This window comes from Granulicatella sp. WM01, from assembly GCF_004570605.1.
Taxonomy (GTDB): domain Bacteria; phylum Bacillota; class Bacilli; order Lactobacillales; family Aerococcaceae; genus WM01.
The window spans coordinates 24,396-38,878 of the sequence record NZ_SPPB01000005.1 but is presented as its reverse complement, the minus strand read 5'-3'; the positions used below and the strand labels follow the sequence as shown (position 1 = coordinate 38,878).

General features: G+C 34.3%; 10 protein-coding genes. All 10 read right to left on the bottom strand.

Annotation, left to right across the window (positions count from 1 at the left end; genetic code table 11):
• Nucleotides 1-244: 244 nt before the first annotated feature.
• The 10 genes from purD to ppk1 all read right to left on the bottom strand — a co-directional run bounded on the left by purD (nucleotide 245) and on the right by ppk1 (nucleotide 14,471).
• Entirely contained in the window at nucleotides 245-1,537 is a 1,293-nt protein-coding gene (gene purD / locus E4T68_RS01630) for a phosphoribosylamine--glycine ligase (RefSeq protein ID WP_135123478.1), read from the bottom strand.
• 15 nt (nucleotides 1,538-1,552) lie between these two features.
• Nucleotides 1,553-2,158, bottom strand: a complete 606-nt coding sequence (gene purN / locus E4T68_RS01625) for a phosphoribosylglycinamide formyltransferase (RefSeq protein WP_135123476.1) — start codon at nucleotides 2,156-2,158, stop codon at nucleotides 1,553-1,555.
• Nucleotides 2,155-3,201 carry a phosphoribosylformylglycinamidine cyclo-ligase gene (gene purM, locus E4T68_RS01620; RefSeq protein ID WP_135123474.1) on the bottom strand — a complete coding sequence of 349 codons (1,047 nt, stop codon included), beginning with the start codon at nucleotides 3,199-3,201 and terminating at the stop codon, nucleotides 2,155-2,157. The genes purN and purM overlap by 4 nt, the downstream gene beginning before the upstream one ends.
• Nucleotides 3,194-4,672 (bottom strand): amidophosphoribosyltransferase, encoded by a 1,479-nt coding sequence (gene purF / locus E4T68_RS01615; protein ID WP_135123472.1) that lies wholly within the window; start codon nucleotides 4,670-4,672, stop codon nucleotides 3,194-3,196. Before purF ends, purM begins: the two co-directional genes overlap by 8 nt.
• Complete coding sequence (gene purC / locus E4T68_RS01610; RefSeq protein ID WP_135123470.1) at nucleotides 4,659-5,366, bottom strand: phosphoribosylaminoimidazolesuccinocarboxamide synthase; 708 nt, start codon at nucleotides 5,364-5,366, stop codon at nucleotides 4,659-4,661. The genes purF and purC overlap by 14 nt, the downstream gene beginning before the upstream one ends.
• A 2-nt stretch (nucleotides 5,367-5,368) precedes the next feature.
• Nucleotides 5,369-9,040, bottom strand: coding sequence for a phosphoribosylformylglycinamidine synthase (locus E4T68_RS01605; protein WP_135123468.1), 3,672 nt, complete (start codon nucleotides 9,038-9,040; stop codon nucleotides 5,369-5,371).
• Between the two features lie 558 nt (nucleotides 9,041-9,598).
• Nucleotides 9,599-10,666 carry a hypothetical protein gene (locus E4T68_RS01600; protein WP_135123466.1) on the bottom strand — a complete coding sequence of 356 codons (1,068 nt, stop codon included), beginning with the start codon at nucleotides 10,664-10,666 and terminating at the stop codon, nucleotides 9,599-9,601.
• Between the two features lie 35 nt (nucleotides 10,667-10,701).
• Complete coding sequence (gene purK / locus E4T68_RS01595) at nucleotides 10,702-11,820, bottom strand: 5-(carboxyamino)imidazole ribonucleotide synthase (RefSeq protein ID WP_135123464.1); 1,119 nt, start codon at nucleotides 11,818-11,820, stop codon at nucleotides 10,702-10,704.
• The gene (gene purE, locus E4T68_RS01590) at nucleotides 11,813-12,301 is read right to left on the bottom strand and encodes a 5-(carboxyamino)imidazole ribonucleotide mutase (RefSeq protein WP_135123462.1); all 489 of its coding nucleotides are present in this window, start codon (nucleotides 12,299-12,301) and stop codon (nucleotides 11,813-11,815) included. The genes purK and purE overlap by 8 nt, the downstream gene beginning before the upstream one ends.
• Nucleotides 12,302-12,356: 55 nt before the next feature.
• The gene (ppk1, locus tag E4T68_RS01585; RefSeq protein WP_135123460.1) at nucleotides 12,357-14,471 is read right to left on the bottom strand and encodes a polyphosphate kinase 1; all 2,115 of its coding nucleotides are present in this window, start codon (nucleotides 14,469-14,471) and stop codon (nucleotides 12,357-12,359) included.
• Nucleotides 14,472-14,483: the final 12 nt, after the last annotated feature.

The following is a 14,483-nucleotide window of genomic DNA, read 5'->3' as shown; positions in this document are numbered from 1 at the left end:
ACATTTATTTTCTCTTTTTATTCCTTTTTACAAACCTAAATACATGATACCTTCTTATCTTACACATGATGGACTTGAATACTATATCTCATGTTACTATTTACTCTATTTGACTTTATACAATATGGACGAGAAAAAATAAAAATTGCGAGAAATCAACGCTTATAAATGTTGATTTCTCACAATTTTAAACATATCAATGTTTTGATTTTTCCCAATCATCACTGAATGAATATAACTGATATTATTCACTATACTTTTTTTCCCAATTAACAACATGATACCCAATATCATGACGATAGAAAGTTCCCTCTATTGTATGCTCTTGCAAATAATCATATACAACCTTTTGTGCTTTATGGGCTGTTTCTTCAGTAGCAGATACTAAAAACAGACGTCCTCCGTTTGCAATATACTCACCTTGATTTCCATTCACACCTGCAGCAAATAGTTGCACTTGCTCTGAATCTCTTGGCGTTAATTTTCCTAATGAGAAACCTTTTTCATATTGACTAGGATACCCTTTAGCTGCAACAACGACACCTAAAGTTATACTATTTTGCTTCCATTCAATAACAGGCTCTTTATCTTGCAAAATATCATCAATAATAGTAGCTAAATCACTATTCAATCTTTGAAGAACAACCTGCGTTTCAGGATCTCCAAATCGTGCATTAAATTCAATGACTTTAACGCCGCCTTTAGTCATCATTAGCCCAGCGTATAGAACACCTTTATATGCGCACCCTTCTTGTTTCATCCCTTTGATAATAGGATAAACAACTTGTGCCATACATTCATCAATAACCTCTTGTGAAAATTGAGGAACTGGAGAATATGCTCCCATACCACCAGTATTAGGTCCTAAATCATGGTCGTATGCTCGTTTATGATCTTGAGAAATCCCTGCAAAATAGGCTTTTTCACCATTAACAAAACTAAACAATGAAAATTCTTCACCCTCTAAATACTCCTCAATCACTACCTTTGCAACATCGTCTTGATTAGCGTATGCTCCGTCTAACAACATAAATGATAATGCCTCTAATGCTTCATCCGTATTCATGGCAACAACGACACCTTTTCCAGCAGCTAATCCATCTGCTTTAATAACAATCGGTGCTCCGTGCTCTAACACATAATCTTTAGCTAAATCAAAAGATGAAAATGTAGCTGATTTTGCAGTTGGCACATGATATTTTACCATCAGCTGTTTAGCAAAATCTTTTGAATATTCAATTTTAGCCGCCGCTTTAGACGGAGAAAACACACGTAATCCCGCCTGTTCAAAAGCATCACTTACTCCGTGAAATAATGGCAATTCTGGACCAATAAATGTCCAGTCTATTTGCTGTTCTTTTGCAAATTGAACAAGACTTTCTCCGTCAATCTCACTAATATCAACTAATTCAATACCGTCTTGTACCATACGAGGATTTCCTTTAGCACAAAATACATGCTTAGTCACAGGAGAATTTGCCAATGTTTTTGCGATTGCATGCTCTCGTCCACCACTTCCAACAACTAGAATGTTCATACATTATCTTCCTTTCTATTGTAGATTGTCATCTGCTTTATTTGTTAACTGTTTGAATAATTTCTCACTATATTCTTGAATAACTAAAGGATATAAGTGATGCTCTATGCGATGAATTTTTTCTGTTAAACTCTCTAACGTATCCTCTTTATCAATTGATACACACATTTGTTTCAAAATAGGTCCAGTATCAATACCTTCATCTACTAAATGGACACTCACTCCTGTCTGGCTCACTTTAGCCTTGAAAGCATCAGCAATCCCACTCTTACCAGGAAACTGTGGTAAGAGTGACGGATGAATATTTAAAATTTTATTTGGGTATGCCTGCAAAAGCACACGACCAATAAATTTCATATATCCTGCCAATACAATAAAATCTACTTTATCACGTTTTAATTGTTCTAAAATTGCTTGTTCATAACTTTCTTTACTCTGATAAGTGGAAAAATTAAAATAGTAAGCTGGAATATTATATTTTTTTGCCCTTGTTTGCACATAAGCATCTTTTTTATCATATACGACACTAGCAATCTGTACAGACAATCTTTTTTCTTCAACAGCTTTTGCAATAGCCTCAAAATTCGAGCCATTCCCACTGGCAAAAATTGCTATTCTCATAAAATAACCTCTTTACCCTCATACTGACTAGGTTGATTTTTGTCAATCACTTCTCCAATAACAAAATGTTTTATCTCACTATTTTTCAAGATGTCTTTAGCCTGTTCTAATTTTTCTCTTGGAACAGCTACAACCATACCAATACCTAAATTGAAAGTCCCTAACATATCTGTTTGTGTTAACTTTCCGACACGTTGCATCACTTTAAAAATCGGCAAAATCTCGAAACTATCCATATCAATTTTAGCAGTTAATTCATCACTCAACATACGAGGAATGTTTTCAATAAATCCCCCTCCTGTAATATGTGCTACACCATGTACACACTCTTGTTGATGTAAAGCTAAAATTTCTTTTACGTAAATACGTGTTGGCACGAGTAACTCTTGCCCTAAAGAATGACTCAACTCTGGGAATTGGCTATCTAATGTATAATCATTGTCTTTGAAAAAGATTTTTCTAACTAGAGAATAACCATTTGAGTGAATACCACTAGATTGTAACCCAATTAAAACATCTCCAGCTTTAACTTGCCCTTTGTCAATAAGTTTGTCTTTTTCAACAACACCGACTGCAAAACCAGCTAAGTCAAAATCATCATGTGCATACATATCTGGCATTTCAGCAGTTTCTCCACCAATCAATGCCGCACCAGCTTGAATACATCCTTGTGAAACACCTTCTACAATATCTTCAATCATTTGTGGTTGGTTTTTTCCAACGGCAATATAATCAAGGAAATATAACGGTTCAGCACCTTGGGCTACAATATCATTCACACACATGGCAACACAATCAATCCCTACTGTGTTGTATGTTTTTTGCTGAATGGCTAACAATAATTTAGTCCCTACACCGTCTGTTCCTGATACAAGGAGCGGTTGTTTATATTGTAGACTAGATAAATCAAATACTCCTCCAAAGCCTCCAAGAGCTCCCATAATTCCCGGACGATTTGTTTTTTGCACATGTTTTTTCATACGCTCCACAGCCTCATATCCGGCATGAACGTCTACACCTGCACTCTTATACGCATTAGACATATTGTTTCCCCTCTCTGTTAAAATATTGTTTATGATTCGCCAAATAATTTTTTTGAATTGGTGTTAATCCACTTAAATAACGCGTTTCATAGTCATACAATCCGGCTGGATAATCTCCTGTAAAACATTCCATACATAAACCTTTATATGGTGCATCAAACGTTAAGCCAATAGCATCAATTAATCCCTCAACACTTAAAAACTCTAAAGAGTCTGCACCAATATATTCGCATACTTCTTGAACAGTTTTATGAGCTGAAATTAATTCTGCACTATTTGATACATCTATCCCATAAAAGATAGGGAATAAAAATTCTGGAGACGCAATCCTCACATGTACTTCCCTAGCACCTGCTTCTTTTAAAATTTGTACGATACGCTTACTTGTCGTACCACGTACAATAGAATCATCAACCATAACAACACTTTTTCCACTAACAACATCTTCAACAGCAGAAAGTTTCATACGTACACCTTGATCACGTAATTCTTGCGTTGGTTGAATAAATGTACGAGCAACATATTGATTTTTAATCAATCCCATTTCATAAGGTAATCCACTTTCTTCAGCATATCCAGTAGCAGCAGATAATGATGAATTTGGCACACCAATAACCATATCAGCTTGCACAGCAGGACTTTCTTTAGCTAACAAGCGTCCTGCCTTTTTACGTGATGTATGGACGTTAACACCTGCAATTTTAGAATCCGGACGTGCAAAATATACATATTCCATAGCCGAGATAGCTACAGTAGTGTCTGTAGTATATTTTTCCGTACGTATACCATCATTGGTAATAACGACATACTCACCAGCTTGCACACTTTGAATATATTTAGCACCAACAACATGAAACGCACATGTTTCACTTGAAACCACGTATGCTCCATTTTTCATCTGTCCTATTACTAAAGGTCGCAATGAATTCGGATCTACTGCTCCGTATAACGCATCTTTAGTTAGCATTAAATAAGTAAATCCACCTTTTACAACATTTAAACTTTCTTTAAATTTTTCTTCAAAAGTACTAGCTTTACTACGTCTAATTAAATGCATCATTACTTCAGTATCAGAAGACGAATGGAAAATTGCACCATCTTCTTCCAAAGATTTTCTTAGAGATGTTGCATTAACTAAATTTCCATTATGACAAATCCCTACACTCATGTCATGGAAATGGAATAAAAACGGTTGAACATTATGCACACCACCACTTCCACACGTCGCATAACGAACATGACCAATAGCAGCATTTCCAGTTAATTTGTCTAATTTAGCATTATCTTTAAAAACTTCTGCAATTAAGCCCTCATCACGATGCCCTGTTAAACGTTCACCATTACTTACGACAATTCCTGCACCTTCTTGCCCACGATGTTGCAAACTATGTAAGCCAAAATAGGTTATTTGATTGGCATTAGAATGATTCCAAACACCAAATACACCACATTCTTCATTAAGATTTCGCATGTTCTAATCTCCCTAATACTTCTTCGTATGCCTCCATAACAGAACCTAAATCTCTACGGAAGCGATCTTTATCTAATTTTTCACCAGTATTCACTTCCCATAATCGACATGTATCTGGAGAAATTTCATCTGCCAAAATAATATCGCCTGTATGTGTTTTGCCAAATTCAATTTTAAAGTCGACCAGCACCAACCCAGCTTGTAAAAAGAGATCTTTTAATACTGTATTAATACGATGGGTTTGTTGTTTAATTTCGGCCAGTTCTTCTTGTGTCACAATATCTAGTGCAATAGCGTGATCATCATTAATAAGAGGATCACCCAACTCATCATTTTTATAACTCAACTCAAAAACAGGTTGACTTAATTTTTTGCCTTCTTCTAACCCATATTTTTTCGCCATGGATCCGGCAACAAGATTACGTGTGATAACTTCTAGTGGAATAATAGTTACCTTTTGACAAATTTGATCAGTATCATTTACTTTTCTAATAAAATGGGTGCGAACACCATTCTTTTCTAAATGCTCAAAAATCAATGCACTAATTGTGTTATTTAACACACCTTTTTTCTCAAATTCTTCTTTTTTTACACCGTTGAAAGCTGTGGCACTATTTTTATAATGCACATAAATCTCTTGCTCATTTTCCACTTCAAATAATTGTTTTGCTTTACCTTCATATAGTAGTTTCATCTTTATTGCCCCTCTCCTTTAAAATAATTCACACCATTGGCAAAAATAGACTGTGTTCCTTTAATCGTATTTGTTTTATACAATTGCTCTCCGTAACGTTCACTATGTCCCATTTTTCCTAAAATCAAACCATTTTCGCTAATTAGTCCCTCAATAGCATACACAGAACCATTCGGATTAAATTTGCCATGCATACTTGCTTGCCCGTCAAAGTCACAATATTGGAAAGCCGCTAAATGTTTAAATTGTTCGATATTTTGACCAACAAGACGCCCTTCTCCATGACTGAATACCACTTCATGAATTTGGTTTAATGTAAAGTCTTGTAACCATGGAGAATTTGTATTTGCTACTCGTGTTAGAGCAGTTGTCGAAATATGATGATGACTTACATTATGATGTAATGTCAAATCCCTATCTTGTAACGGTTTAATTTCTCCATAAGGCAATAATCCTGACTTAATTAAGGCTTGGAATCCATTACAAATTCCTAAAATTAATTTTTGTTGGGCTAGATGGTTATGAATAGCTTCTTTCACACGTTCATTTCTCAACACATTCACGATAAATTTAGCACTACCGTCCGGCTCATCTCCACTTGAAAACCCTCCAGGGAAACAAATGATATGTGCCTCTTGAATGGCTTGAACAAATGCATCAATAGAGCGCTCAATATCATGCTCTTTTTTGTTCCGAATAACAACAGTTTGTGGATAGGCACCAGCCTGAATAAATGCTTTTTCTGTATCATACTCACAGTTTGTTCCAGGAAACACAGGAATAACCACTTTAACATGCTCCACATATTCTGGATAGTAACGTTTAATAGATTGAGGCTGCACTAAATTTTCGCATGCTCCTTTATCTTCATTTTGATAAAGCGGATAAATAGACTGTAACGTTTGCGTATACGCTGTATAAACCTCATCTTCAGTGAACGTGATTCCATTAACAGAAATATCTTGGCTCACTTCACCCAATTTTTCAAACGGCAATGGTTTTACTGCCTCTACCACTAAAGATGCTGGCTCAAAATTTAAAATACTATCTTTTTTAACTGTAAATCCTAGACCATTTCCAAGTGCCATCTTCACTAAACTAGCCACAATACTTCCCTCATCTTGAACATAAGCCGACACAACTGTTCCGTCTTTAATGTACTGATGTACTTGCTCGTATTGTTCTAATGTTGCACTAATATTTGGATACCCACGTTCATCTTTAATAACTGGAATATAGTACAATTCATTTCCTACTTGTTTAAGCTCTGGTGTAATCACATCAGCAATTTTAACAGGTACACACGCAAAAGAAATTAAAGTTTCAACAACATTTAACTCATTAAATGAACCTGACATACTATCTTTTCCACCAATACTTGGTCGACCAATTTCTGCTTGGGCATAAATACTACCTAGTAAGGCTTGTGTCACTTTACCCCATTTTTTCGCATCTTTTCCAAGTTTCTCAAAATACTCTTGGAATGAGAAATAAAGACTTTCTTTTGTTCCACCCACTGCATACACTTTAGCTACTGATTCTAAAACTGCATAAATAGCAGATAAAAACGGAGAGTAATGTGATAACTTAGGAATAAATCCATACGTCAAAATAGTTGCCGTATCACTAGTTGAATGTAATGTTGGTAATGCTTGAACACTAGCCTGAACCGGCGTTAACTGATGTTTCCCAGCAAATGGCATTAATACAGTAGTTGCACCAACAGACGAATCAAATCGTTGTGCTAAACCTTTTTGACATGTCACGTTTAAAGATGCTAACTCAGACAAAATAGCCTCTTTACTGATAGTTTTATCTTCAAACGGATTACCAGCATGATTATCTACTAGGCAAGCTTTAGCATGTTGTCTAACCCCACTTGTAGCTAAGAAATCTGCTCCCATATCAACAACTTTTTGTCCATGATAATACATTTCTAAACGTCGTCTATTCGTAATCGTTGCAACATGTGCATGCTCAATATTTTCTTTTTCACACTCTTGAATAAATGTGTCGTAGTCTTTAGGGTCAATGACAACTGCCATTCTCTCTTGCGATTCACTAGTTGCTAATTCTGTTGCATTCAATCCATTATATTTTACCAATACTTTATCTAAATGAATTTCAATTCCTTCAGCAAGCTCTCCAATAGCTACACAAACACCTCCAGCACCAAAATCATTACATTTTTTAATTAATGTTGTCACTTCTGGCTTACGGAATAAACGTTGAATTTTTCTTTCCTCTGGAGCATTTCCTTTTTGGACTTGACTTGAAGCTGTTTCTAACGATTGGTTCGTATGACTAATACTCGATCCACTTGCTCCTTGAATACCATCACGTCCAGTACGTCCACCAATTAAAATAACAATATCATCTGCTTGTGGACTTTCACGTTTAAATGCACCCTCTTTAACTGCACCTACAACCGCCCCGACTTCCATATGTTTAGCTACATAACTATCATCATATAATTCACGCACATACGTTGTTGCTAAACCAATTTGATTACCATACGAAGAATTCCCATGAGCTGTACCTGTTGAAATGTTCACTTGTGGCAACTTATACGCTAAAGTTTCCTCTCTTTTTTGTAAAATATTTCCACTTCCTGAAATACGCATCGCTTGATACACATAACTACGCCCAGACAACGGATCACGAATAGCACCACCAATACAGGTACTTGCTCCACCAAACGGCTCAATCTCACTTGGATGATTGTGCGTTTCGTTTTTAAATTGAATTAACCATTTTTCATCTACACCGTTATTTTTTATAGTTGTAAAGAAAGAACAAGCGTTAATCTCCTCACTCACCTCAATTGTTGAGTCTTTTAAGACAGCACGATGATATTTTCCAACAACACTTGCCATATCCATTAAAGTAATCGGTTTTTGGCTATTTAACTCCTCACGCATAGATACATACGTATCAAAAGCCTGTTGCATCTCCTGTTGGAACAATTCAGATTGAATAGTAATATCATCTAAAACTGTTTCAAACGTTGTATGGCGACAATGATCACTCCAATAACAGTCTAAAACCATTAACTCTGTTTCACTAGGATCTCTATGTTCTGTCATAAAATAGTTTTGAATAAACACCAAATCTTCAATCGTCATTGCCAAAGATAATTCGGCTTTTAAAGATTGTAACTCATCTTGATCAAATTGATTAAATCCTGTCAAATCTTTTAAAGGTTTAGGTGTTGAATCAATAGAAAAAGATAATCGTGACATATCCTTTTGTTGTGACTCAATTGGGTTAACCAATTCTTGATAAACGTACTGCAATTCTTCATGCGATAATTGTCTATCAAACACAATGACTTTCCCACTACGTACGTATGCTTCTGTTTGCGTATCTAATAAAGACAAACATTGATTAGCACTATCAGCACGTTGATCGTATTGTGCAGGCAATGTTTCATAAGCAAAATAATACCCTTCTTGTAAGTCAAGCTCCTCAAACACATCATCTACCATAACCTCTGCAAAAACAGATGTCTTTGCCTTTTGATATGTTTCTTCTGAAATACGATAAATATCGTACACAATATAAACATCAACCTTTTTTAACCCTAATTTATACGTTTCATTCAACTGTTCAGCTAACTTATACGACTCTTGATTATACGCTTCTTTTTTCTTGACAAAAATACGTTTATCCACTTTATCACCTTATCCTTTTACGAACTATTTAAACCATATTATTTTTTATTATTCGTTTTTTTATTATTTAACACACTAATTATAATGCAAAAGGCAAATAATTTAAAGACTTTTCATAAAAAAGGACAAACATTTCCCATTTTTTAATCCAACTCACAGATAAAAATAGCTTTCTATTTATACGGCATTCCACATTAAATAATTCATCTATAAACATAGTTTTTATATCACAAAAATAGCCTATTCCTAAATGTATTCTACATTTGCCCTATATTCGCAATCTTTACCCAAACATATCAATACACATATTTTTCCAGCCTAGCAACATTTTATATTATTTGGACATTCTTTAATTTAAAGTATTTTTGAAGAAAATTGTATGCCTTTTAATATTTACTATGATAAGATCTTCCCCCCTCATCATATCCTGTCTCTACAAGAAAAAAGACAGGAAAAACTTTCCAAATAACAAAAACTGTGAGAAATCAACAGTTATGAACGTTGTTTTCTCACAGTTTTAAACATATCATTCAGATGATGCTTAAATACTTTTTTAATCTACTGCGTATCTTCTCTATTTCCTTGCATACTAGGATTATCTTCTACATTAACACATTCACTATCGTTTGGGACGACCTGTGTATCACAATCCAAGTTATAATCTTCTAAATTCCCTAATTTAATGTGCGTGTAATGTCCAGCGATAAATCCCAAAAATTCCTGAAGATTAGCATGAAAAGCATCTTTATATTTTTGTTGATAAATAGATACTTTTTCCAGTTTTTTATCTGACACTTCTATGGTTGATGTATTGACTAACAGCAGAAAAGAATATACTTGCACCTTTGTTCCACCACCAAATACAGATGTTATCTGATATTCCAGTTCCTCAATTTGACTCAAATTAAAACACTGCACACCTCTTTTCATAAATATAAGATGTTGTTTATACACACTAATCTCCAATGTTGCATCATAATATGCTGAATTCGTTTTTATCGACGAAAAATCTTTCTGCAATTCAGGATAAATGCCACATAATAAACGATAGGATTGTCTACTTTTTATCCACCCTATCACACAAGCTACACATCCTAATACTCCAAGCGTAAGTGTACTAATGCCAATGATTAACAAGCTCAATTGAGAATCATGAAACGCCGGAACAGACACTAAAGAATGGATATTCATTCTCTTTTTAAGAGATGTATTTGAGAAACGTGCTTTTAAACTATTCTGCATTGATGCATCTAATGTTTTCTGACGTGCTACGAGTTGATACGGTTTATCTAACACATTAAAATTATCTTTTTTTAATGTATTGAACGTTTGATCTCCCTTAGGTAATTCAACAATAACAAAATACTTATCCTCTGTTAAGGCAAGATAATAATCCACTTGTTGATGCGTATCATCAAGAATATTTACCATCGCAACGGATACAATTATATTTTTATTATCATTCACATGCGTATTTGTTCCATTATATACACGATTAGCCTCTTTCAAATGCGGATAGGTTTCAAACGAACGCATGAGTAATACGCTTATCCCAATGGTAACACACAATAAAGAAGCAATTACTGTATAGATCATTCTTTTATGACTTGGTTTACTTCCTTTCATTTTCCTCTCTCCTCTACTATACCCCAAATCCCTTATTAATCCCAAATATGCGTGTTGTTAATAGCCAGCAGCGTATCGTCAATATGTTTTGTTAATATCGTAATATGCCCCATTTTTCTATTTTCTTTACTTTCTAACTTACCATAATCATGAAAATGCCAATTTGCTTTTTGTGCTTTCAAACGATATACATTCTCAATATGTTGACCTAATACATTAATCATCACAACTGGAGAATGCAATGTAATATTAGGCATAGGTAAATTTAAAATCGCTTGAATAGATACATCAAACTGAGAAAAATTACATGCTTCAATGGAATAATGTCCTGAATTATGCGGACGAGGGGCTAACTCATTCACATATAGCTTATCATCTATACCAACAAAAAATTCAATCCCTAACGTACCAACCAATTGTAATTCATTTGCAATGACTTCAGCATACTGTTTTGCTCTAGCAGCTACTCCCTCATTTAAGCGTGCAGGAACACATGATGTATGCAAAATATTATGACGATGATGATTTTCACTCACAGGAAAAACAGAACATTCGCCATTTATATTCCGACTAATCATAAGTGAAATTTCTTTTTCAAAATTAACCCAGCCTTCTAAGACACATTCTGATTGTTGTGCTAGCTCTCTTGCTGAATGCAATTGCTCTATACCTTTTAACACAATTTGCCCTTTTCCGTCATATCCGAAACGAGTTGTTTTTAACACACATGGGTATCCTACTTTTTCAATGGCTTTGTCTAAGTCTTGTGGAGATAAAACCGCTTGATAAGGCGCAATATTAATGTGACACCGTGTTAAAAATTCTTTTTCAAACAAGCGATTTTGAGAAATTTCTAATACTTTTGTCCCTTGTGGAAACTTTTGTTCATCAATCGCTTCTTTAATAGTTTGGCAATCAACGTTCTCAAATTCGTACGTCACAACCGTACACAAATCAGACAATTGCTTTAAAGCTATTTTGTCATTGTACTGTGCAACAATATGTTGGTCACACACTTGAGAGGCTGGACAATCAATTTGTGGATCTAATACAATAACACGATACCCTTGTTTCTTGGCAGATTGCGCCATCATTTTTCCAAGCTGTCCTCCTCCAATAATGCCAATGATTGTTTGTTGGAATGGATTAATCATATAAACGTTCACTACTTTCTATCGCTTGTTGTTTCATATCTAAACGTCTAGTTTCTAAACGTTGCTCAATATCCGAAGAAAATGCACTAAGTATTTGTGCTGCATATAATCCAGCATTAATAGCACCCGCTTTTCCAATAGACATCGTTGCTACAGGAACACCTCCTGGCATTTGTACAATGGACAGTAAGGAATCCACACCATTCAAAGTATGAGATTTAATAGGAACACCAATAACAGGTAATGTTGTTTTAGCTGCTACCATTCCAGGTAAATGTGCAGCCCCCCCTGCTCCAGCAATAATCACTTTATAACCTTTTTGTCTAGCTTGTTGTGCAAATTCAAACATCAAATCAGGGGTGCGATGTGCAGAAACAACTTGCTTATCGTACGAAATATGTAACTCATCTAAAATTTCGCATGCATATTTCATTGTTTCCCAATCTGAATAACTTCCCATAATAACAGCAACTTCACTCATAATAGTCCTCCATATCGTTAATACGTATACTATACCACAAAAATGGACAGAACGACTATTTTTTCAACATGTTTTGTAAAAACTGATAGCATTTTTCAAAAAAACTTGATGGTTTTGAGCGATACGTACTCAAAGCATGTTCCATTAAATATTTTTGTGCAGTAAATGGAGGCTGCTCTTCCGAAAGAATACGCTCATAATCACCATTACTTTTTAAGCGTCTAGCTTTTACATTATCTGAAAATTGTAAATTCATAAAGGTTAAAATATGTGCCTTAATCTCATTGTCTAAAATAGGCGTTAAAATTTCTACTCGTCTTTCAGTATTACGTGTCATTAAATCTGCCGATCCTATGTACATGCGTGAAGATGCATCTTTTCCAAAAATATATACTCTTGCATGTTCAAGAAATCTACCTACAATGCTAATGACTTCCACATTATCTGTTTTTCCCGGAATACCCGGTAATAAGCAGCAAATCCCCCTAATAATAAGTTTAACTTTTACACCCTGCTGACTTGCTTGCTTAATGGCATCAATAAAATCTCTATCCGTTAATGAATTCATTTTAAAAAATAAATATCCATCTTCTTTTTTTGTTGTTTCAATACGAATTTCTTCTAATAATTTGTCTTTTAAATTTCGTGGTGATTGCAACAACTCTTGATAATGGACGTGTAAATTTCCCATTAAAAAATTTTTAAAAAACGCACTAGCATCTTCTCCAATTCTTTGATTTGCTGTAATCAATGAAAAATCAGAATAGAAATTTGCAGTTGTTTCATTATAATTTCCTGTCCCTATTTGCGTAATGTAACTCCATTTATCTTTTTCTTTTAAAGTAATCAATGTGATTTTTGAATGTGCTTTATATCCTGCCATTCCATAAATGATATGACACCCTGAATCGTATAAGATTTTAGCATTGTCTAAATTATGCCGTTCATCAAATCTTGCTCTTAGTTCAATAATGACCGTGACTTCTTTGCCATTCTGCCTTGCTTTTTGCAAATGTGTAATAATTCTAGAATTTTTTGCTAAACGATAAATCGTAATTTGAATAGAAAAAACACGTGCATCTTCTGATGCTTCCTCTAGCAATTTCAAATAAGGCTCAAAACTATCATAAGGATAACTTAATAGCACATCTTTTTCTCTAACTTTTTTCATCACATGTGATCCTAACCCTAAGTCTTTGGCTGTTCGTGGAAAATGCGTTGGGAAAGTTGTTTGCTGAAAAAATTCATTAGAAAGGCTTTTTCTTAATTCAGACACATAATCCATAGCTAGAGGACTACGACTATATAAAATTTGCTTAGCATGAAGGTCTAAATGTTTTGTTAAAAAATGCCTCACTTTATCGGAAAGATACTCGCTAACTTCTATACGAACAGCTTGCAATCGCTTTCGTTTACTCAAAATTTTCTTCATGTGTGCAATATAATCATCTTCATCATAATCCAATTCATCATCAGCAGATAAATCCGCATTACGTGTTACTCTAAATAATGTTTTAGACACTATTTTATACTTTTTAAAAAACTCTTCAGAAAAATAATCAATAACTTTAGATGTCATCATAAAGAAATGACCAATATCTGATTTTAACGGAATAATTTTAGGTAAACTATCAGGAATAGGCAAAATAGCATATTTCGTCTTTGTTTCTTTTGAGAGTAATTCATATAAAATATACTCTTTTTTGTTTTCCAAAAACGGTAATGGGTGATCTACTCCTATAACTTGTGGATTTAAAGCAGGGACAAGTACCGTTTCAAAATAAGTAGACAAGGCTTTAATTTGACTTTTAGTCAATTCATCAACTTCTAAATGATAGACTCCTTTGGTTCTAAATTCTTTTTCAATAGCTTTAAAAATCTTATCCCTTTTTCTATACAAATAATGGATTTTATCAAAAATCAAATCCATTTGTTCGCTTGCTATCAAATTTGATTTATTATCTCTATCTTTACTGTGCTCCTTTTCTAAATTAGACAAAGACCCTATTCTAATCATACAAAATTCATCTAAATTTGAATAGAAAATTTGAATGAATCGCAATTTCTCAAATAATGGCACATCTTTATCTAGTGCTTCTTCTAAAACACGTTCATTGAATTTCAGCCACGATATTTCTCTATTTTGTGTATATGTATAGTCATTCCCCATACTCCCACTCCC

Coding starts and splice junctions, on each gene's coding strand:
- purE (WP_135123462.1), bottom strand. CDS start 12,301: ATGAGTGAAGTTGCTGTTATTATGGGAAGTTATTCAGATTGGGAAACA.
- purM (WP_135123474.1), bottom strand. CDS start 3,201: ATGTCTAATGCGTATAAGAGTGCAGGTGTAGACGTTCATGCCGGATAT.
- E4T68_RS01600 (WP_135123466.1), bottom strand. CDS start 10,666: ATGAAAGGAAGTAAACCAAGTCATAAAAGAATGATCTATACAGTAATT.
- ppk1 (WP_135123460.1), bottom strand. CDS start 14,471: ATGGGGAATGACTATACATATACACAAAATAGAGAAATATCGTGGCTG.
- purD (WP_135123478.1), bottom strand. CDS start 1,537: ATGAACATTCTAGTTGTTGGAAGTGGTGGACGAGAGCATGCAATCGCA.
- purK (WP_135123464.1), bottom strand. CDS start 11,820: ATGATTAATCCATTCCAACAAACAATCATTGGCATTATTGGAGGAGGA.
- purC (WP_135123470.1), bottom strand. CDS start 5,366: ATGAAACTACTATATGAAGGTAAAGCAAAACAATTATTTGAAGTGGAA.
- purF (WP_135123472.1), bottom strand. CDS start 4,672: ATGCGAAATCTTAATGAAGAATGTGGTGTATTTGGTGTTTGGAATCAT.
- purN (WP_135123476.1), bottom strand. CDS start 2,158: ATGAGAATAGCAATTTTTGCCAGTGGGAATGGCTCGAATTTTGAGGCT.